The 20,523-nt window shown below is 74.6% G+C and carries 13 protein-coding genes and 1 tRNA gene; 10 read left to right on the forward strand and 4 right to left on the reverse strand.

All coding sequences use genetic code 11. The features are described 5' to 3' along the window. Positions 1–398 precede the first annotated feature (398 nt). The 10 genes from OG556_RS19040 (at position 399) to OG556_RS19085 (ending at position 16,062) form a co-directional block, all read left to right on the forward strand. Complete coding sequence (locus OG556_RS19040) at positions 399–1,124, forward strand: hypothetical protein (RefSeq protein ID WP_371518102.1); 726 nt, start codon at positions 399–401, stop codon at positions 1,122–1,124. Positions 1,125–1,271: 147 nt separating this feature from the next. After that, positions 1,272–2,804 (forward strand): methyltransferase, encoded by a 1,533-nt coding sequence (locus OG556_RS19045; RefSeq protein ID WP_371518104.1) that lies wholly within the window; start codon positions 1,272–1,274, stop codon positions 2,802–2,804. Positions 2,805–2,998: 194 nt separating this feature from the next. Further along, positions 2,999–3,457 carry a DUF3592 domain-containing protein gene (locus OG556_RS19050; RefSeq protein ID WP_371518106.1) on the forward strand — a complete coding sequence of 153 codons (459 nt, stop codon included), beginning with the start codon at positions 2,999–3,001 and terminating at the stop codon, positions 3,455–3,457. Positions 3,458–3,847: 390 nt separating this feature from the next. Continuing rightward, positions 3,848–6,730, forward strand: a complete 2,883-nt coding sequence (gene topA / locus OG556_RS19055) for a type I DNA topoisomerase (protein ID WP_371518107.1) — start codon at positions 3,848–3,850, stop codon at positions 6,728–6,730. A 238-nt stretch (positions 6,731–6,968) separates the two neighbouring features. Continuing rightward, positions 6,969–10,475, forward strand: coding sequence for a dTMP kinase (tmk, locus tag OG556_RS19060; RefSeq protein WP_371518108.1), 3,507 nt, complete (start codon positions 6,969–6,971; stop codon positions 10,473–10,475). A 239-nt stretch (positions 10,476–10,714) separates the two neighbouring features. Continuing rightward, positions 10,715–11,926: a DNA polymerase III subunit delta' gene (locus OG556_RS19065; protein WP_371522754.1), complete on the forward strand. Its 1,212-nt coding sequence runs from the start codon at positions 10,715–10,717 to the stop codon at positions 11,924–11,926. A 297-nt stretch (positions 11,927–12,223) separates the two neighbouring features. Next, complete coding sequence (locus OG556_RS19070) at positions 12,224–13,357, forward strand: hypothetical protein (RefSeq protein WP_371518109.1); 1,134 nt, start codon at positions 12,224–12,226, stop codon at positions 13,355–13,357. A gap of 140 nt (positions 13,358–13,497) precedes the next feature. Further along, positions 13,498–15,150, forward strand: coding sequence for an alpha/beta hydrolase (locus OG556_RS19075; protein ID WP_371518111.1), 1,653 nt, complete (start codon positions 13,498–13,500; stop codon positions 15,148–15,150). An 89-nt stretch (positions 15,151–15,239) separates the two neighbouring features. After that, entirely contained in the window at positions 15,240–15,905 is a 666-nt protein-coding gene (gene leuE / locus OG556_RS19080; protein WP_371518113.1) for a leucine efflux protein LeuE, read from the forward strand. An 83-nt stretch (positions 15,906–15,988) separates the two neighbouring features. Beyond that, a tRNA-Thr gene (locus OG556_RS19085) sits at positions 15,989–16,062 on the forward strand. Between the two features lie 66 nt (positions 16,063–16,128). Here OG556_RS19085 and OG556_RS19090 read toward each other — a convergent pair. The 4 genes from OG556_RS19090 to OG556_RS19105 form a co-directional block, all read right to left on the reverse strand. After that, entirely contained in the window at positions 16,129–17,094 is a 966-nt protein-coding gene (locus OG556_RS19090) for a TauD/TfdA family dioxygenase (protein ID WP_371518114.1), read from the reverse strand. A gap of 191 nt (positions 17,095–17,285) precedes the next feature. After that, positions 17,286–18,056: an ArsR/SmtB family transcription factor gene (locus tag OG556_RS19095; RefSeq protein WP_371518115.1), complete on the reverse strand. Its 771-nt coding sequence runs from the start codon at positions 18,054–18,056 to the stop codon at positions 17,286–17,288. Between the two features lie 467 nt (positions 18,057–18,523). Continuing rightward, positions 18,524–19,201 carry a response regulator gene (locus tag OG556_RS19100; RefSeq protein ID WP_371518116.1) on the reverse strand — a complete coding sequence of 226 codons (678 nt, stop codon included), beginning with the start codon at positions 19,199–19,201 and terminating at the stop codon, positions 18,524–18,526. Continuing rightward, positions 19,198–20,460, reverse strand: coding sequence for a sensor histidine kinase (locus tag OG556_RS19105; RefSeq protein ID WP_371518117.1), 1,263 nt, complete (start codon positions 20,458–20,460; stop codon positions 19,198–19,200). The genes OG556_RS19100 and OG556_RS19105 overlap by 4 nt, the downstream gene beginning before the upstream one ends. Positions 20,461–20,523 lie beyond the last annotated feature (63 nt).

Raw genomic sequence — 20,523 nt, forward strand, 5'->3', positions numbered from 1 at the left:
GAGCGCCGGTCCAGTCCTCCGGGACCCGTTGACACGTTGGTGAACCTGGCGGTTCGTTGCTTCCGGCACGGCCGGATCCGACCGGTGATCGGACCCGTCGTGACAAGGAAGGCGTTCCGGGCCTCCGGGCCGAGCTGCCGATGAGTTCCTCGGTGAGCACCTGGGGCGACGAGGCCTGCTTCGGCACGCCGGTCGGCGTGCCGCGTGTCGTGCGGCCCGGCCCGGCCTGGCCCGGCGATCCGATCCGCCCGAACCGCCAGGTCCGCGTCGAGCGCGCCCGAGCGGGGCCGGGCACCCGGTGGGGGCAACGCGAGGTCCGGGAACCGGGCGCCGGGCGGCGGACATCGGCCGTGTAGGTTCGACGACCGAAGACGACCGAAACCGAAAGGCTCCTCCCGGTGAACAAGCGACTGCTGGCCGCACCCGTCCTCGGCGCGCTGCTCGCGTTCGGTGCCGTCGGCTGCGGCGGCGACGACAACGGCAAGCAGCTGGAGTCCTGGGCGTCGAACGTCTGCGGCTCGGCCAAGGACCCGATCGTCCAGGCACAGGCCGCGCTCGCCGACACCGCCCAGGTGAAGACCGGCGAGACCCCGACCGAGCTGCAGAAGCGGCTCTCGGCGGACATCGGGCGGCTGGCCAAGACCAACCAGGACATCGCGGCGGCCATCACCGCGGCCGGGGTGCCCAAGGTGAAGGACGGCGAGAACCTGCAGAAGGACGCCGTCGCCGAGTTGACCAAGGCGGCCGACGGCTATCAGGACATCCAGAAGAAGCTGGACGCCGTGACCAACACCGACCAGTCGAAGTTCGCGGACGGCCTGCGCAGCATCTCGGACCAGATCCAGCAGCTGGCCTCGCTGTCCACGCAGGCGCAGGGCAAGCTGCAGCGCGGCGACCTCGGTGCGGCCATGGCCAAGCAGGACGGCTGCAAGCCCGCCGCCGCGGCCCCGGGCGGCGCGTCCGCCACCCCGAGCGCCGGGGCGCCCGGCGGGACGCCCACGCCCGGCGCGACGGACGGCGCGAGCCCGTCGACCACCCCCTCCGCGGGCACCGACACCACCCCGGCGAGCCCGCCCGCCGCCCCGCCGACCACCCCGACCACCCCCGTGCCCAGCGCGAGCTGAGCCAGGGGCCCGGCGGGCCGGCCGCTCCGGCGCCGGTCCGGAGGGTTCCGACCCCGCCCTCGATCCACCCCCGCCCCACCTCCGATCCGCTCCCGACCCGCCCCGGACCCGGCGGCCGCCCGGTCCGGGGCGGGGGACAATGGCGGGGTGATCAGTAGCCCCGTTCTCGACCAGACCCGCCTCGCCAAGTTGCGTGAGGCGCTGCTCGCCGCCTCGTTCACCGCCGATGGCTGCCTCGACCTGCTCGGGCCCACCGGCTATGCGGCGTTGGCCCGTAGCGAGGCCGTGCCGGCGCTGCGGGCGACCAGGGGCGGCAGCCCGCTGGAGACGCTGGTCCGGCTGTTCCTGCTCCAGCAGCCGGTGCCGTACCGGGCGGCCGCGGCCGCGCTGCCGGTCGAGGACTGCCTGGCCGACGGCTGGCTGCGCTCCGACGGCGAGCTGGTGCGGGCGACGGTGGACGTCCGGCCGTACGCCAACGAAGTGGCCGGGATGGACAGTTCGGACGCCTGGGTGGTGTCCGACCTGGGCTGCGCGGTGGGTGGCGCGGGCGGCATCGGATCCGGCGAGACCGCGCACGGGGTGGCCCGCAAGGACCTGGTGCTCGGGGTCGGCGGCGCGTCGACGACGCTGGCCAACATCACCGTGCGACGTCCGGTCCGGTCCGCGCTGGACCTCGGTTCGGGGTCCGGCGTGCAGGCGCTGCACGCGGCCCGGCACGCCGGGCAGGTGACCGCCACCGACCTGAACCCGCGCGCGCTGCGCTTCTCCGAGCTGACCCTGGCGCTGTCCGGTTTCGAGCGGCGGGAGGCGCTCACCGGCAGCCTCTTCGAGCCGGTCGGGGAGCGCCGGTTCGACCTGATCGTCTCCAACCCGCCGTTCGTGATCTCGCCGGCCGGCCGGTTCACCTACCGCGACGGCGGCATGGCCGGCGACGACCTGTGCCGCAGCCTGGTCCGCTCGGCCGCCGACCATCTGGAGCCGGGCGGCTACTGCCAGTTGCTCGCCAACTGGCAGCACGTCAAGGGCGAGGACTGGCACGAGCGGCTGGCCGGCTGGGTGGCGGGCACCGGGCTGGACGCCTGGATCGTCCAGCGGGAGGTCCAGGACGTCGCCCAGTACGCCGAGTTGTGGCTGCGGGACGGCGGCGATCACCGTGGTCCTGGCGGTGACTACCAGGCCCGGTACGGCGAGTGGCTGGACGCCTTCGAGGCGGGCCGGGTCGAGGGCATCGGCATGGGCTGGATCACCCTGCGGGCGAGCGGCGCGGAGCGCCCGACCGTCCGGGTGGAGGAGTGGCCGCACCCGGTGGAGCAGCCGCTGGGCCCGCACATCGAGGAGTGGTTCGACCGGCAGGACTTCCTGCGTTCGCACGACGACGCGGGCCTGCTCGCGACCCGTTACGTGCTGGCCGACGAGGTGGTCCAGGAGCAGGTCGGCGAGCCGGGCGCGGAGGACCCGGAGCACGTGATCCTGCGTCACAACCGGGGCATGCGGCGGGCCACCAAGGTGGACACGGTGGGTGCCGGTTTCGTTGGGGTCTGTGACGGTTCGCTGTCGGCAGGCGAGATCGTGGACGCCATCGCGCAGTTGCTCGGCGAGGACCGGGTGGTCCTGCGGGACCGGGTGCCCGAGTCGTTGCGGCTGCTGACCGAGCAGGGGTTCATCCGCCCGGCGGGCTGACCCGGCACACCTGACCCGGTGGGCTGACCCGGCACACCCGGCGCGGCGCCCCTGGCGGGGGCGGTCGGCGCCGGTTCACCTTCCCGTACTCCCCGGTTCGTCCGGCGGTCTCCGGTCGGCCGCCGCGTGTTGGCCCCCTGCTGTGAGGCTCTGTCCACAGGCTGTGGACAGAGCTGGGGAGCCGGGGGCCAGGGGTGGACACGACGACGGCGACGGTGGGCGGGCTGGTGCTCGCCCTCTTCGGTGGCGTGCTGCTGCTCTGGTGCGCCGCCGAGGTGCGCCTGCGCCACCGGATCCGCCGCTCGGGGGCGTCGGCGGTGGCCACGGTCGTGGCCGAGGACGAGGCGCACGGCCAGCTCGACAGCGCCCCGCTGCTCTCCTTCTCCGTCCTGCCCCCGGTCGAAGGAGCCGGGGCGGGCCGGATCGCCGAACTGGTGCTCACCCGTCCGCGCGGACACACCCCGCTGCGCCGTCCGGACCGCTTCACTCCGGGCGCTCCGGTGCGGATCTGCTACGACCCGCGCCGCCCGAGCCGGGTGGTGCTGGCGGCCGGGGAGGTCCGCCGGGCCGCCGTCGCCGACCTGCTGTGGAGCGTGCTCGGCATGGGTTGTCTGGCGGCGGGCGCCGGGCTGCTCGCGGCGGTCAACGGCTGAATCCGGGGCGTACGCCCGACCCCGGTCGGGCTCGCCGGGAACCGGTGGCGGGCGCTCTGCGGAGGCCTCGCCGCGGTCTTCCGTGGGGCCGTCGATATTCCGTTGACAGATTTTGAAATCCGTCATTCCATCCTCCGGAACCCGCCGAAGCCCCCCTCCACGGGGCGCGAACCTCCGTCATCGGGTTACCGTTCGAGTGGCGTCGGTGAACCCGGCAAAGTGAAAACGCGGGATCCTTCCGTTTGACAAGGGTGGCCGGGGTACGGTCACACTCCGCTGGTGGGGTCGTCGTACAGCGGCAGCCCCGGGACGGTGGAGGGGTCGGGCGGAGCGCAGCCCGTGCTGCCGGCGCCGACCAGCCCACATAACGACCGGGAGAGAAGAGCGAAGGTGTCCCCGAGCAGCGAGACCGCGCACGGACAGCGACTCGTCATTGTCGAGTCGCCGGCCAAGGCGAAGACGATCAAGGGCTACCTGGGCCCCGGCTACATCGTCGAGGCGAGCGTCGGGCACATCCGCGACCTCCCCAGCACCGCGGCGGAGGTCCCGGACAAGTACACCGGCGAGGTGCGCCGCCTCGGGGTGGACGTCGACCACGACTTCGCCCCCATCTACGTGGTCAACGCGGACAAGAAGTCCCAGGTCAGCAAGTTGAAGTCGCTGCTCGCGGAGTCCGACGAGCTCTTCCTCGCCACCGATGAGGACCGCGAGGGCGAGGCCATCGCGTGGCACCTCCAGCAGGTGCTCAAGCCCAAGGTGCCGGTGCACCGGATGGTCTTCCACGAGATCACCAAGACGGCGATCCAGGAGGCGGTGGCCAACCCGCGCGAGCTCAACCAGCGCCTGGTCGACGCCCAGGAGACCCGCCGCATCCTCGACCGCCTCTACGGCTTCGAGGTCTCGCCGGTGCTGTGGAAGAAGGTCATGCCGAAGCTCTCGGCGGGCCGGGTGCAGTCCGTCGCGACCCGGCTGGTGGTCGAGCGCGAGCGCGAGCGGATCGCCTTCCGCACCGCCTCGTACTGGGACCTGGTCGGCACCTTCGGCACCGGCCGCACCCCGGCCGACGCGGCCAACCCGGAGACCCTCGGCGCCCGCCTCTCCTCGGTGGACGGCAAGCGGATCGCCACCGGCCGCGACTTCGGCTCGGACGGCCGGCTGAAGGCCGGCAGCGCCAACACGCTGCACCTGGACGAGCAGGCCGCCCGGCAGCTGGCCGCCGCCCTGGAGCAGACCGCGTTCAGCGTCCGCAGCGTCGAGTCCAAGCCCTACCGCCGCTCGCCGTACGCGCCGTTCCGCACCACCACGCTCCAGCAGGAGGCCAGCCGCAAGCTGGGCTTCGGCGCCAAGCGGACCATGCAGGTGGCCCAGAAGCTGTACGAGAACGGCTTCATCACCTATATGCGTACCGACTCCACCACGCTGTCGGAGACCGCGATCTCCGCCGCCCGCGCGCAGGTCACCCAGCTGTACGGCGCCGACTACCTGCCGGACGCCCCGCGCACCTACGCCAGCAAGGTCAAGAACGCGCAGGAGGCGCACGAGGCCGTCCGCCCCTCCGGCGACCGCTTCCGCACCCCCGCCGAGACCGGTCTGACCGGCGACGACTTCCGGCTCTACGAGCTGATCTGGATGCGCACCGTCGCCTCCCAGATGAAGGACGCGGTCGGCCAGTCGGTGACCGTCAAGGTCGGCGGCGCGTCCGCGGACGGCCGTGACGTCGAGTTCTCCGCCTCCGGCAAGATCATCACCTTCCACGGCTTCCTCAAGGCCTACGTCGAGGGCGCGGACGACCCGAACGCCGAGCTGGACGACCGCGAGCGCCGGCTGCCGCAGGTCGTCGAGGGCGACCCGCTGGCCGCCGAGCAGCTCACCCCCGAGGGCCACGCCACCAAGCCGCCGGCCCGCTACACCGAGGCCTCGCTGGTCAAGGAGCTGGAGGACCGGGAGATCGGTCGCCCCTCCACCTACGCGTCGATCATCGACACGATCATCCAGCGCCGGTACGTGTTCAAGAAGGGGACGGCGCTCGTCCCGTCCTTCCTCTCCTTCGCCGTGGTCAACCTCCTGGAGAAGCACTTCGGCCGGCTGGTCGACTACGACTTCACCGCCAAGATGGAGGACGACCTCGACCGGATCGCGGCCGGCGAGGCCAAGTCCGTGCCGTGGCTGAAGCGCTTCTACTTCGGCGAGGGCGACGGCCACGCGACCGGCGGCGCCGCCGAGGCCGGCAACGGCGACGGCGACCACCTGGGCGGCCTGAAGGAACTGGTCACCGACCTCGGCGCGATCGACGCCCGGGAGATCAGCTCGTTCCGGATCAGCGACGGCATCACCCTGCGGGTCGGCCGCTACGGCCCGTACGTCGAGCGCGCCTCCGAGGTCGAGGGCGAGCCCGGCCAGCGCGCCGACATCCCCGACGACCTGCCGCCGGACGAGCTCACCGTCGAGTTGGCCGAGGAACTGCTGGCCAAGCCCAGCGGCGACTTCGAACTCGGCCCGGACCCGGTCAGCGGCAACATGCTGGTCGCCAAGGACGGCCGCTACGGCCCCTACGTGACCGAGATCCTGCCCGAGGGCACGCCCAAGACCGGCAAGAACGCGGTCAAGCCGCGCACCGCCTCGCTGCTGAAGACGATGTCGCTGGACGCCGTCACCCTGGAGGACGCGCTGCGGCTGCTCTCGCTGCCGCGCGTGGTCGGCGCCGACGCCGAGGGCGTGGAGATCACCGCGCAGAACGGCCGCTACGGCCCGTACCTCAAGCGCGGCACCGACTCCCGCTCGCTCACCAGCGAGGAGCAGATGTTCACGGTCACCCTGGAGGAGGCCCTGGCCATCTACGCCCAGCCCAAGCAGCGCGGCCGGGCCGCCGCCGCCCCGCCGCTCAAGGAGCTGGGCACCGACCCGGTCAGCGAGCGTCCCGTCGTGGTCAAGGACGGCCGCTTCGGACCGTACGTGACCGACGGCGAGACCAACGCCACGCTCCGCAAGGACGACGAGGTCGAGACCATCACGCCGGAGCGCGGCTACGAGCTGCTCGCCGAGAAGCGGGCGCGCGGGCCGGTGAAGAAGACGGCGAAGAAGGCCCCGGCCAAGAAGGCGACCGCCAAGAAGGCGACGGCGACCAAGACCACGGCCACCAAGACCGCGGCCGCGAAGAAGACCGCCGCCAAGAAGACCGCGACGAAGGCGACGGCGACGAAGGCGACCGCGGCGAAGAAGACGGCGGCCAAGAAGACCGCCGTCGGGAAGGCCACGGCCACCGACGAGGGCTGATCTCCTCCGGATCTCCTCCGGATGCTCCGGCAGGGGCTCCGTCGGTGCCGCTGCCGGCGCCCTCGCCGGCGTCTGCGCCAACGCCCCGCCAGTGCTCACGGGCCCGCGACCCCACCCCGGGGACGCGGGCCCGAGGCCGGTCGGACGGTGTGCGCGGAACGTCACAACCCGGTGATGAGCGGGATCCGGAACCCCGTTCATCTCATTCCGGTCAACCCCAGCCCGCTACGCTGACCGTATGACGAGCGAGGAGCAGCCCACCCCCAGCGCCGCCCCGGCCGCCCGCGACGCCACGTCCGGGCTGCCCGAGGTCGCGCCAGCCGGGACCCCGGTCGATCGGGCTCGCGCGCTGCTGCGGACGCGTCCCTACCGGCGCCTGTGGACCACCCAGCTGATCGGCGGCACCGCCGACCGGCTCGGCCTGCTGGTGCTGCTCGCGCTCACCGTGATCGCCGTCGCCCTCGGCGGCCGGTTCGGCGACCTGCCGCGCAGCCTCGCCTTCGCCGTCACGGCGGTCCTCGCCGTCCGGCTGGCGGCCACCGGGCTGGTCGGCGTCGCGCTGCTCGGGCCGGTGCACCGGCTGGTCGCCGGCCGGCTGGACCGGCGCTGGACGCTGTTCGGCGCCGACGCGCTGTGCGCCCTGCTGATCGGCCTCGCCCCCTGGTGGACCGTCTGGCTGGGCTCCGGCCCGAAGCCCTCGGGCGGCGCCGCCTACGTCCTGCTCGCCACCGTGTTCGTCACCGGTGCCGCCGAGCGGGTCCGGGCGATCGCCAAGGACGCCGCCGTCCCGGGCCTGCTGCCGCCCGCCGATCCGTACGCCCCCGCCGCCGAGCAGCGGCCCGCCGCCGCCCACCTGGACACCGTCCGGAGCATCGACCGCTTCACCGGCTGGGCCACCCTGCCGCTCGCGGCCGCCGGCCTGGTCGCCCTCACCCTGCTGAACAACATCGGCGCGGCGCTCGGCTCGGACTGGCTCCGGGCCCACCAGCTGACCTTCGCCGCGCTCGGCGCGGCCGGACTGTTCGCCGCCTCGGCCGCCCGCGACTACCTCCAGCAGCTGCCCGTCGGCCCGGTGGCCGTCGCCCCGCACTCGCCGCTGCAGGGCCTGCGTGCCCCCACCGACGCCACCCCCGGCCCCGCGCTGAGCAAGGGCCGCACCGGCAGCGCCCCGTACTTCACCTTCGCCGTCGCCGCCGGGTACGCCTCGATGGCCGGCGTCGCCGCGCTCGCGCTGCTCACCGCCGCCGAGCACCGGGCCGGGCCGATCGGCTACGGCCTGCTGGTGCTCGCCGCCACCGCGGCGCCCGCCCTCGGCTCCCGGCTCACCCGGGCCACGCTGCCCGCGCTCTCGCGCCGCCGCCTGCTCGCGCTGGCGCTGCTCACCGAGGGCGTGGCGCTGATCCTGGCCGGGCTGGTGCTGGACTTCGTCCTCGTCCTGGCCCTCACCGTGCTGGCCGGCCTCACCGCCGGGATCGTCGTCTCCGCCGGGCGCACCCTGCTCGGCCAGGAGGTCGAGGAGGCCCGGCTGCCGAAGGTCACCGAGCACCTGTACGCGGTGCTGCGGGTCGTGGTCGGCGCCGCGCTGGTCGTCGTCCCGCTGATCGCCGCGGCGTACGGGGACGTCGAGTACGGCACGGTCGAGCCCGGCTCGTTCACCTTCATCCACGGCGGCGCGGCCCTCGCCGTCGCCACCTCGGGGCTGCTCACGCTCGTCCTCGCCGCCGTCGTCCTGCTGCGGACCGACGACCGGCGCGGCACCGCGCCCTTCGGCCGGGACCTGGTCGACGCGGTGCGCGGCGCCGTCGGCCCGGCCCCGCGCCAGGGCGCCGGCACCGGCTTCTTCATCGCCCTGGAGGGCGGCGACGGCGCCGGCAAGTCCACCCAGGCCCAGGCGCTCGCCGAGTGGATCCGCGGCAAGGGGCACGAGGTCGTGCTCACCCGCGAGCCCGGCGGCAGCCCGGTCGGCCAGCGGCTGCGCGGCCTCGTCCTGGACGTCGGCAACACCGGCCTGTCGCACCGCGCCGAGGCGCTGATCTACGCCGCCGACCGGGCCGAGCACGTCGAGAACGTCATCCGGCCGGCCCTCGCCCGCGGCGCCGTGGTGATCACCGACCGGTACATGGACTCCTCCATCGCCTACCAGGGCGCCGGGCGCGACCTGGCCGCCACCGAGGTCGCCAGGATCTCCCGCTGGGCGACCGGCGGGCTGCTGCCCGACCTGACCGTCGTCCTGGACGTCGACCCGACCAGGGCCCGGGAGCGCTTCACCGAGGCGCTCGACCGGCTGGAGTCCGAGCCCACCGAGTTCCACCAGCGGGTCCGGGCCGGCTTCCTCGCCCTCGCGGCCGCCGACCCGGCGCGCTACCTGGTCGTCGACGGCAGCCAGGCCCCCGGCTTCGTCACCACCGCGATCCGGCACCGGCTCGACCGCGAGCTGCCGCTCTCCGAGCAGGAGAAGGCCGCCCGCGCCGAGCAGGAGCGGCTCGCCCGCGAAGAGGCCGAGCGCCGCGCCGCCGAGGAGGCCCGCAAGAAGGCCGAGGCCGAGGCCGCCGAGCGCAAGCGGCAGGAAGTGCTGGCGCAGCTGCGGGCCGAACAGGCCGAGCAGGAGCGGCTGGCCAAGGAGGAGGCCGAGCGGGCCGCCGCCGAGGCCCGGCGCAAGGCCGAGGAGGAGGCCCGCCGCCGGGCGGAGGAGGAAGCCCGCCGCCGCGCCGAGGAGGAGGCCGAGCGGAAGGCCGAGGAGGACGCCCGGCTGGCGGCGGAGGCCGCCGAGCGCAAGCGTCTCGCCGACGAGGCGGCCGCCCAGGCTGAGCTCCAGCGGCAGCGCGAACTCCAGCGCGAGGAGCAGCGCCGCCGGGCGGAGGAGGCGCTGCAGCGGGCCGAGGAGGCCCGGCTGGCGCAGGCCGCCGCGCTCGCGGCCGCGGCTGCGGCTGCGCAGGCTGCGGCGGATCGGGCGGCGGCGGGTGCGGCCGGCCTGGCGGGTTCGGCCGGGTCGGCCTCGGGCTCGGCTGCCGGTCCGGCCGCTGGTTCGGTTCCCGGGGATGCCGTGACCACCGAGCTGCGGGCCGTCCGGGACGTCCCGGGGGCTGGGCCCGTGGGCACTCCCGGGCCCGGTGGGTCCGACGAGGCGACGCGGGAGCTGTCGCTGCGGGACAGCCGGGCGGCCGTCCGGGCGGCGGAGGCCGCCGACGAGACCGCCCAGCTGCCGGTCGTGCCGCCGACCGCCGTGGACGAGACGGCCGTGCTGCCGAAGATCACGGAGGAGGCGGACCGGACCGCTGTGCTGCCGCGGATCGAGCCGGGGCGTCCGGCGCCGGAGCGTCCTGTGTCGGGGCGTCCTGCCCCGGAGCGTCCGGCACCGGGCCGGGTGGAGCCGGGCCGTGCGGGGGCAGGCCGTGCGGGGGCAGGCCGTACCGAGGACCGGGTGCCGCCGGGGCTGTGGCGCGAGGAGCCGGTGGACAGCACCCGCGAGCTGCCGGTGGTCGGCGACGAGTCGCAGCCCGCCGACGAGTCGCAGGCCACCGCCGAGCGACCCCGGCCGGAGTGGGCCGAGGAGACGCCGATGGACGACCTGCCGAGCCTCACCGACACCCTGCTCGGCTCGCGTGACGAGTGGGCGCGCTGGAACCACGGCGGCCCGGCCCCGCAGGACCCGCGTGCCGGCCAGGACCGGCCCGCCCCCGGGGGCGACCAGGGCGGCGAGGGCGGCGGCAAGGGCAAGGGCCGTCGCTGGGGCCGTCGGGGCTGACCCCGGGCTGCGGCGGTACGGACGACGGCAGGACAGCGGGCCAGGACAGCGGTACGGACGACGGGCGGCGTCGTCGGGGTGGAGAGCCCCGGCGGCGCCGCCCGTCGCCTTCGGCGGCGGGGGCGCCCCCTTCGGCGGCGGGCGCCCCGGAGGGCGCCGTGGCTGTCGGAGCGGACACGTATGCTCGACGGCGGGGAAGAGGCGCCGGGAGCGCTGCCGTACTGAGCTTGGGAGCAGCAGTGGCCGTCTGGGACGACCTGGTGGGCCAGGAGCGGGTGGTCGAGCAGCTGACCGCCGCCGCCCGGTCGGCCGGGGCGACGATCGCGGCCGGCCGCGGAGCCGGCCCGCAGCCGGGCGGGAACGCCTCCCTGATGACGCACGCCTGGCTGTTCACCGGCCCGCCCGGGGCCGGGCAGGTCACCGCCGCGCGCGCGTTCGCCGCGGCCCTCCAGTGCACCAGCCCGGACCTCGCGCTCGGCGGTACGCCCGGCTGCGGGTTCTGCGACGGCTGCCACACCGTGCTGGCCGGCAGCCACGCCGACGTCAAGTACGTCCGGACCGACGGCCTGTCCATCGGCGTCGGCGACATGCGCGAGCTCGTGCTGCGCGCCTCCAGCTACCCGACCGGCGGCCGCTGGTCGGTGATCCTGGTCGATGCCGCCCACCGGCTCACCGAGGCCGCCGCGAACGCGCTGCTCAAGGGCGTGGAGGAGCCCTCCCCGCGCACCGTCTGGCTGCTCTGCGCCCCCTCCGTCCAGGACGTGCTGCCGACCATCCGTTCGCGCTGCCGCCTGCTCGTCCTGCGCACGCCCGCCGCCGAGGCCGTCGCCGACATGCTGGTCCGCCGCGACGGCGTCGACCCGGAGACGGCCCGGCTGGCCGCACTCGCCGGGCAGGGCGACGTCGACCGCGCGCGCCGCCTCGCCGTCGACGACCAGGCCCGCACCCGCCGCGCCGAGGTGCTGCGGATCCCGCTGGAGGTCGGCGACATCGGCGGCTGCCTGGCCGCCGCCCAGCGCCTCGTCGACACCGCCAAGGCCGACGCCGAGGCGCTCGCCGAGACCCAGGACGCCAAGGAGACCGACGACCTGAAGGCCGCCTACGGCGCCGCCGAGGGCAGCAAGGCGCCGCGCGGCATGGCCGGGGCGGTCAAGGAACTGGAGAAGCGGCAGAAGAGCCGGGCCACCCGCACGCGCCGGGAGACCCTCGGCGTCGCGCTGCTCGACCTGCTCGGCTTCTACCGGGACGTGCTCGCGCTGCAGCTCGGCTCCAGCGGCACCCTCGCCAACGAGGACCAGCGGCAGGCCCTGAACCGGGTCGCGCAGGACGGCCCGCCGGAGGGCACGCTGCGCCGGATCGAGGCGGTGCTCGCCTGCCGGAAGGCGCTGGACCGCAACGTGGACCCGCTGCTCGCCGTCGAGGCGATGACGGTGGCGCTGCGCGCGGGCTGAGTCGAACCGCGCTGCCGCGCTGCCGGGCTGCCTGAGCTGAACCGCGCTGTCGGCCGGGCTGCCGCGCTGCCCGAACGCGCGGCGGAGGCCCGGTGGAGGCCCGGCGTAGGCCTCCCGGAGCCGTCCCGTTGTCCCACCTTCGAGTGAATGATCGATACGCGCCGGGCACACCCGCGTGTGACCGTCCGCCCGTTGTGCACGCTGGGGGCCGACTGTGCCCCGGTGCCGGGGCCGTCGCCCCCCGTACGGCACCGGGTCCCGTCCGGCGCCGGCCCTCCTCCCGAGGCGGTGCGTCCCATGGTTCGTTCGCTCCTCGTCATCCCTCTGCTGATGGCCGCGCTGGGCGGGATCTGGCTGGCCCGCGGCGCGCTCCAGCGCTGGCGCGACCTGCGCGCCGCCGCGACCTACGAACTGGCCGGTGAACGCTGGCCGATGCTGGTGCGGGCGGCCGGAGCGATGATCTGCGGGGTCTGCGTCACCGCGTTGACACTGCTCACGGCGCTCGGGGCGTTCGGCGGCCTGACCCCCCGGGGCCAGGAATCGGACCGGGCCGAGCCGGTGGTCGACGCGGCGGGTACGGGCCAGGGCGGGGGACCGGCGGGCCGGCAGCAGCCGGTGCCGCCCGTCGTGGCGGAGCCGGCCGGGGCCTCCGCCGCCCCGGCGGCCGCCGTGAGCCACTTCGACGGTGTCGGCCAGCCGGGCGGCGGCGAGCTGCTGCAGTCCGCCGTGCCCGGCCCGGACGGGCAGCCGCGCACCGTCCGGGTCTGGCTGCCGCCGCAGTACGCCAAGGAGCCGAACGCGCGCTTCCCGGTCGTCGTGATGCAGGCGGCCACCCCGCGCAAGACCGCCGACGCCGAGGTCCCGGACGTCTTCGAGGGCCTCACCGCGGCCCTGCAGACCGGCCGCGCCCGCCCCTTCATCCTGGTCGCCCCCGAGGCGCCGAACGGCACCGCGCACCCCTGCGACCTGGTCGCCGCCGCGCCGGCCGCCGTCGCCGACGACGAGACGCTGCGCGCCGCCATCGCCGCCTCGTTCCGCATCCTGGCGCCCGGCCCGGCCTCCTGGGGCACCCTCGGCGTCGAGGGCGGCGCGCCGTGCGCGGCCGCCGCCGGGCTGTCCCGCCCCGACCTGTACGGCGCCGCCGCCGCGGTGTCCGGCCGCTACGACGCCGCCGCGCTCACCCAGGCCGGCGCCGAGGCCCCGGCCGGCAGCGCGGCGAAGCTCCTGCTGGCCGCCGCGAAGGGCGACACGGCCGGGCTGGACGCGGCCCGCAAGCTCCAGGCCGCGCTCCAGGCCGGGGCCGGGCCGGCGGCCAAGGCCGAGGTGAAGATCTCCGACAACGTGCAGGACTACACCCCCGAGCGGGAGCGGATGCGGCTCGTCCGGCAGGCGGCGCAGTACCTGGCCGACGCGCTGGCCAAGGCGTCCTGAGCCGCCGCCCCGGAGGGGGCGTCGTCGCCCGGTGCCCTTGGCGGGTGCCGGGCGGCGTGCTGTGGTGCAATGCGATTCGGGTCGCCGGGCGACGACCCCGGGTGACGATCGAGAGGGCTCGGATGATCACGAGGGGTCGGATGAGGGCCACCGGGCGGGTGCTGGCGGCGGCGCTCGCCGTCGGGCTGCTGGCGGGCGGGTGCGGTGCGGGTTCGTCGGGTTCGTCTGGTGCGACGAGCTCGTCGGGTTCCTCGGGTTCGGGTTCAGCGGGCTCAGAGGGCTCAACGGATTCGTCCACCCCGGCCGCGCCCGGGGTCACGCCGCTGGAGCCGCTGCCCGCCGCCGTCCCGGCCGGGCTGGCCCCGTACTACGCGCAGCGGCTCGACTGGCAGCCGTGCGACGGCGGGTTCGAGTGCACCGCCTTCCGGGTGCCGCTGGACTACGACCGCCCCGGCGACGGCGACCTCACCCTGGTGGCGGCCCGCGCCACCGCCGTCCCGGCGGGCCCGGGTTCGGGTTCGGGCTCCGAGGAGGGGGCCGGGGTCGGCCGGCTCGGCTCGCTGCTGCTCAACCCCGGCGGGCCCGGCGGCTCGGCGGTCGAGTACCTGGAGGCCACCGCGCGGACGTACGACAGCGGCGTGCGCGCCCGGTACGACCTGGTCGGCCTCGACCCACGCGGGGTCGGCCGCAGCAACCCGGTCACCTGCCTGAGCGGCGACCGGATGGACGCCTACACCGCCGTCGACCTCACCCCCGGCGACCAGCACGGAATCGACGCGTTGATCGCCGCCGACAAGGAGTTCGCCGAGGGCTGCCGCCAGCGCGCCGGGGCGGCGCTCGGCCACCTCGGCACCGTCGAGGCCGCCCGTGACATGGACGTGCTGCGCGCCCTGCTCGGCGACGAGCGGCTGAACTACGTCGGCAAGTCCTACGGCACCTTCCTCGGCGCCACCTACGCCGGGCTCTTCCCCGGCCGGGTCGGGCGGCTGGTGCTGGACGGCGCGGTGGATCCGTCGCTCGACTCGGTCACCGGCAACCGCACCCAGGCCGGCGGCTTCGAGACCGCCTGGGCCGCCTTCGCCAAGGACTGCGCCAAGCACGAGGACTGCCCGCTCGGCCGCACCGAACAGCAGATCGGCGAGCAGCTCACCGCCCTGCTCGCCACCGTCCAGGCCGACCCGCTGCCCAGCACCGACCACGGCCGGCGACTCACCGGGGCCCAGGCGACCACCGGCGTCATCCAGGCCATGTACGCCGACTTCCTCTGGCCCAAGCTGCGCACCGCGCTCACCGATGCCAAGGCCGGCGACGGCACCAGCCTGCTGAGGCTCTCCGACTCCTACTACGGGCGCGAGGCGGACGGCTCGTACCCCAACCTGATGTTCGCCAACACGGCGGTGAACTGCCTCGACCTGCCCGCCCCGTTCGCCGGGCCGGAGGACGTCCAGCGCGCCGTGCCGGACTTCGAACAGGCCTCGCCGCACTTCGGCCGCGACATGGCGTGGATGGCGCTGGCCTGCACCTACTGGCCGGTCCGGGCCACCGGCACGGCGCACACCATCCGGGCCGCCGGCGCCGCCCCCATCGTCGTCGTCGGTACCACCCGCGACCCGGCCACCCCGTACGCGTGGGCCCAGGCGCTGGCCGGGCAGCTGGAGTCCGGACGCCTGCTCACCTACGACGGGGACGGCCACACCGCGTACGGGCACCACGACGCCTGCGTGGACGGCGTGGTCAACCGCTACCTGCTGGCGGGCGAGGCACCGGAGCCGGGCGCGCGCTGCACCCGGTAGGCGGGATGGTTTCCGCTTCAACCGACCGCCGGTGCGACGTTACGATGAGCGCTCCCCGACCCCATCCTCTCCCCTCCCCGGAGCGCACCGTGCTCGGAGTCAACGACCTGGCGACGTACGTCCTCGGCGCCCTCGTCATCGTCCTACTGCCCGGCCCCAACTCCCTGTACGTGCTGTCCGTCGCCGCCCGCAAGGGCATCCGGACCGGCTACCAGGCCGCCGCCGGCGTCTTCGTCGGCGACCTCACCCTGATCAGCCTCACCTCGCTGGGCGCCGCCTCCCTCCTCAAGGCCAACCCGGCCGTCTTCGCCGTGGTCAAGCTCGGTGGCGCCGCCTACCTGCTCTGGATCGGCTACGGCATGCTCCGCGCCGCCCGCCAGCTCTGGCGCGAACGCCGGACCGCCGACAACTCCGACAACCCCGCCGCCACCGCCGAACCGGCCGCCGAACCCGTCGAGCGTCCGTTCCGCCGCGCCCTGGTGATCAGCCTGCTGAACCCGAAGGCGATCCTCTTCCTGCTCTCCTTCTTCACCCAGTTCGTCGACCCGGCCTACGGCCAGCCGGCCCTCTCCTTCGGCCTGCTCGGCGGCATCCTGCAGACCTTCAGCGTGCTCTACCTCTCCCTGCTGATCTTCGCCGGCACCACCCTCGCCACCGCCTTCCGCCGCCGCCGTCGCCTCTCCGCCACCCTCACCAGCGGCGTCGCCGTCCTCTTCGCCGGCTTCGCCGCCAAACTCGCCGTCTCCTCCGCCTGACCCCCACCCCCCGCCAACCGGGTGTGGATCACCCGCGAAACCTGTGTAGACTGGCCCGCGTTGCCACCACGCGTGACAACGGCGCCGCCTTAGCTCAGCTGGCCAGAGCAACGCACTCGTAATGCGTAGGTCGCGGGTTCGAATCCCGCAGGCGGCTCTGTAGAAGCCCCAGGACTCACTCGCCGTGACCTGGGGCTTTTGCGTGCGTGGGGTGGGGTGGGGGTCAGGCGGGGGAGGGGGCGGGCCAGTCGGGCCAGGTGGCGGAGGTCATGGTGACCAGGACGGTGCGGTCGCCCTGGTAGGGGGCTCGGCCGTGGCTGGCGAGGATGTTGTCGACGACCATGACGTCGCCCTGTGTCCAGTCGGGGGCGAGGGTGGTGCGGTCGAAGGCGGCGTGGATCTCGGCCAGGGTGTCGGCGTCGATGGGGCTGCCGTCGCCGAAGTAGGCGTTGCGCGGCAGGTTCTGCTCGGGGAAGACGGCGAGGAGGGCCTCGGTGGTCCGCGCGGGCAGCGAGCCGATGTGGAAGAGGTGGGCCTGGTTGAACCAGACGGTCTCGCCGGTCACCGGGTGCCGGGTGAGCGCCGGGCGGACCTGGCTGGTGCGCAGCAGGTCGCCCTCCCACTCCCAGGCGATGCCGTTGTCGCGGCAGTAGGACTCGATGTGCCCGCGGTCCTCGGTCTGGAAGGCCTCCTGCCAGGAGAGGCCGATGCCGTCGTGGTAGGAGCGGGTGTAGCGGACGCCGAGGGCGGAGAACTTCTCGACCAGCTCGGCCGGGAGTCGGGCGAGGACGGCGCGGCTGTCCGCGACCGGGGTCTGGCCGCCGGTGTGCGGGGTGCGGGTGGCGAGGAAGAAGAGGTGGTCCGGCCAGCGCGAGGAGTAGGAGCTCTCGTTGTGCTGGGGGATGCGCTGGTCGGCCGGGTACTCGGTGGAGGTGTAGACGCTGCCGGCGACCCGCGAGCGCGGGGTGGAGCGCTCGGTGTACTCCAGGGCGCCGCCGCCGAGGACGGCGGCCACCCCGGCCAGCTCGTCGGTGGTGGCGACCGCGGCGCCGACGAGCCTCAGCGAGCCGTGGCGCAGGGTCAGTCGGCGTAGTTCGGGGCGGTGGGCGAGCAGCCACTCGGCGCGCTCCGCCCGGTCGGGAACGGTGGCGACGGGCTGCACCGTCCCGCTCTCTTCGAGGAAGGACACTTCAAGGTCCGTACGCGATCTCGTCACGGCGGCTTCACCTCGTCTGTGCGGTGGTGGCGGGGATCGGGAACGCTGTCATCTTCGCCGCGTGGCCGCCGCCGGGGACAGGCGATTAAGAGAGGCCCGAAAACGTCTGGCGAGGGCGGGGCCGGGGCCGCGGTGGGGCCGCGGCCCCGGCGGTGGGCCGAGGGCTACCGGCCGGCCAGGACGGACCGGCCGTGGGGCGCGCTCCGGTGCGGCGCCGTGCCCGGGGGGTGGGCCAGGAGACGGGTGCCGCCGTTCAGCAGGGAACGGCCCAGGGGCGTCACGGTGTGCAGGACGAGGTTGCGGGTGCGACGGGTGGCGATCAGGCCGGCCGCCCGCAGGACCGAGGTGTGCTGGCTGACGGCGGCGTTGGACACGCCGACGCGGTCGGCGAGTTCGCCGTTGGTGCTGCCGTTGAGCAGGGCCTCCAGCAGGGCGGCCCGGGTCTTGCCGACGAGGCTGGCGAGGGCCTCGCCCTGGGCGGAGTCGAGCGGCCGCTCGGCCTCGCGGGCGCCGAGCACGGCGTCCCCGCGGGAGTCCGGGCGGATCGGGAAGACCAGGGCCGGGGCCGGTTCGGCCTTGACCACGGTGGCGTGCGGCGGGACCAGGGCGGGCGCGGTCAGGAACAGCGACGGCGTGATGAGCAGGCCGCGGCCGTTGAGCTCGATGGTCTCGTCCCGGTCGTCCTCAACCTCCAGGACCGGTGCCCGCCAGTGGACGCGCGGGTGCAGGGCCTGGAGCAGCGTCTCCACTCCGGAGGCGCTCATGATCTGCCGGTAGGCGTCGGTGTCGCGGACCAGCCGGGCGTGGATGGCCTGCCAGTACGGGAGGACGGCGATCGTGCCGAACTCCTGGACCAGGCCGTCCGGTCCGGAGGAGAGGTCCTCACCGGTGGTTCGTGTCGGAAGCCGCGGTAACGGGTCGGACGGATCGTCCACCTGTGGCGGCGGAGTGCGGAGCAGATCCCAGATCGTCCGTCCGGAAAGGTCGAAGCGGTGTATCAGACGCTGGAGCTCTTCTCGGCTCCGGACGCTGTTGGTGACGGCCTGATGCCATCTTCGGAAGTAACCGCCCGAGTTCCTCGACCAGTTGTCCAAGGCGAACGCCGCCTCGGCCTCGGCTGTCGGTGGTCCGGCGACCCGGACGCGGACGAGATCCTCCATGGAAAAGACGATGCGGCTCACGAATGTGTTCCCCTTCCCCCGAAGAGAACTTGGCCATGCGGACGTTCGGCCGAAGTTCCCCCTCATTCGACTGGGGGCTATCATCGCCGTTCGCCGGCGCGCCGGGGTATCCCCCGTTCGGGAGATCCGCGGTATCGGGCCGGGGGGTCGCACTCGGTGACAGGAAGGGTGGGGTCCGTGGAGGTGCGGCGAACAGGGGGTGTTCCCCCTGGGTGTCGGCCCTATCCCTCACTCCGCTGCATGGTGCCGCCCTCCCAGGCCCAGGCGGCGATCTCGACCCGGTTGCGCACCTTCAACTTCGTCTGGACGCTGGCCAGATGGGACTTGACGGTGGAGAGGGAGATGGCCAGGGCCTCGCCGATCTCCTGGTTGGTGCGGCCGCGGGCGACCAGCCGTGCCACGTCCAGTTCCCGGTCGGTCAGGACGGTCGGGGAGAACGTCGTCGCGGCGGCCTGGGCCGCCCCGGGCCCGGCGGCGGAGAGCCGCTTGAGCAGCCGCACGGTGACGGCGGGGGAGACCATCGCGTCGCCGGCGGCGACCGCGCGGACCGCCTCGATCAGCAGGGTCGATCCGCTGTCCTTGAGCAGGAAGCCCTGGGCGCCGCCGCGCAGCGCGCCGTAGACGTACTCGTCCAGGTCGAAGGTGGTGACCACGACCACCCGCAGCGGGTCGCTCACCCCGGGGCCGGCCAGCAGCCGGGTGACCTGAAGGCCGTTCAGCCGGGGCATGCTGATGTCGACCAGACAGACGTCGGGCCTCAGCCGGCGGGCGAGTTCGACGCAGGTGGCGCCGTCGGCGGCCTCGCCGAGCACCTCGATGTCGGGCTGGCTGTCGAGGATCAGCCGGAAGCCGGTGCGGACCATGTCCTGGTCGTCCGCGATGAGCACCTTGATGGTCATGCCGGCATCCTCCGAGCGCTGGGGTCCGTGTTCCTCACGGGGAGCAGGGCCGTCAGTTCCCATCCTCCCGCATCGTCCGGGCGCTCGGTGAGCGTTCCTCCGACCGCCCGGACGCGCTCCTGGAGCCCGAGGAGGCCGAGGTCCTGCTGTCCGAGGTGGGGGACACGCAGACCCTTGCGGACCGTTCCCCCGCGTGGCGGTCCGTTGCGCACGGTGGCCTCCAGGGTGGACGGGCCGAGGCCTATCCGCACGGTGATCCCGGTGGCGTCCGGGGCGTTCCGGCGCACGTTGCTCAGGCCCTCGGTGATCACCCGGTGCGCGGTGGTGACGATCTCGGGGGCGAGCCGGGCGGTGAGCGCGGCCTCGTCCAGTTGCAGGTCCACCGAGGCGCCGCCCTGGCGGAAGGACTCCACCATGACGGGTATGTGCGCGATGCCCTGCCCCGAGAGCGGCGAGGCGGCGGCCAGGTCGGTGCCCTCGCGCAGCATGGCGACCAACTGCCGCATCGACTCCAGGGATTCGCTGCCGGCCTGCTCGATGTCGTCGAAGATCGGGACGACTTCCTGCGGCGCGGTCTGCCAGATCGCCCGGCCGGCCTGGGCCAGCACGATGATGCCGGTGACGTGGTGGGCGACGAAGTCGTTGAGGTCGTTGGCGAGGTCGATCAGTTCGTCGCGGCGGACCTGTTCCACGGCCCGGAGTCGGCGGGTGTCGGCCGCGCGCAGGTAGCAGCCGAGGGCGATCGCGACGCCGGCGACGACGGCCAGCAGCGCGACGGTCAGCACCGTCCCGGAGGTGCTGCGGGAGACCCGTGCGGCCAGCCCCAGCAGGGCGGCCACCAGGGCGGTGCAGGTGCCGAGGACGGCGGCGCGGGCGCGGATGTGCCGGGCGGTGGTGATCAGCAGGAGGCTGAGCGCGAGCAGTTCCATCAGCCCGGGGGAGTCCTGCCCGCCGCCGCGGACGAAGCCCACGGCGGACCAGGCCAGCGACCAGAGCGCGGCCGCCCCGGCGCGCAGCCCGGGCCGGCCGCGCGGGCCGAACAGCACCAGGGCGGCCGGGACCAGCCCGGCGAGCGGCAGCAGCGGTCCGGCGGTGTCCAGGCTCATGGCCAGGTCCAGCAGCCACAGCACGCCGAACCCGACCGCCAGGGCGGCCCGGGCGGCGCGCGGCAGGGTGGACACCGGCGTCGCCGGTGTCGCCGGGGACGCCTGGTCCGGGGCCGGTTGGGCGAGGAGGTCTCGGAGGCTGGGGAGCCGCACGGGCCGGCCTTTCGGGTCGGTGGAGTCGGACGGTCGATCGGGGTCGATCGGGGTCGATCGGGG

It is taken from the genome of Kitasatospora sp. NBC_01300 (genome assembly GCF_041435235.1).
GTDB lineage: Bacteria > Actinomycetota > Actinomycetes > Streptomycetales > Streptomycetaceae > Kitasatospora.

Excerpts from the sequence above, each read along its gene's own strand:
- tmk (WP_371518108.1), top strand. The coding sequence starts at position 6,969 with ATGACGAGCGAGGAGCAGCCCACCCCCAGCGCCGCCCCGGCCGCCCGC.
- OG556_RS19070 (WP_371518109.1), top strand. The coding sequence starts at position 12,224 with ATGGTTCGTTCGCTCCTCGTCATCCCTCTGCTGATGGCCGCGCTGGGC.
- OG556_RS19075 (WP_371518111.1), top strand. The coding sequence starts at position 13,498 with ATGAGGGCCACCGGGCGGGTGCTGGCGGCGGCGCTCGCCGTCGGGCTG.
- OG556_RS19100 (WP_371518116.1), bottom strand. The coding sequence starts at position 19,201 with ATGACCATCAAGGTGCTCATCGCGGACGACCAGGACATGGTCCGCACC.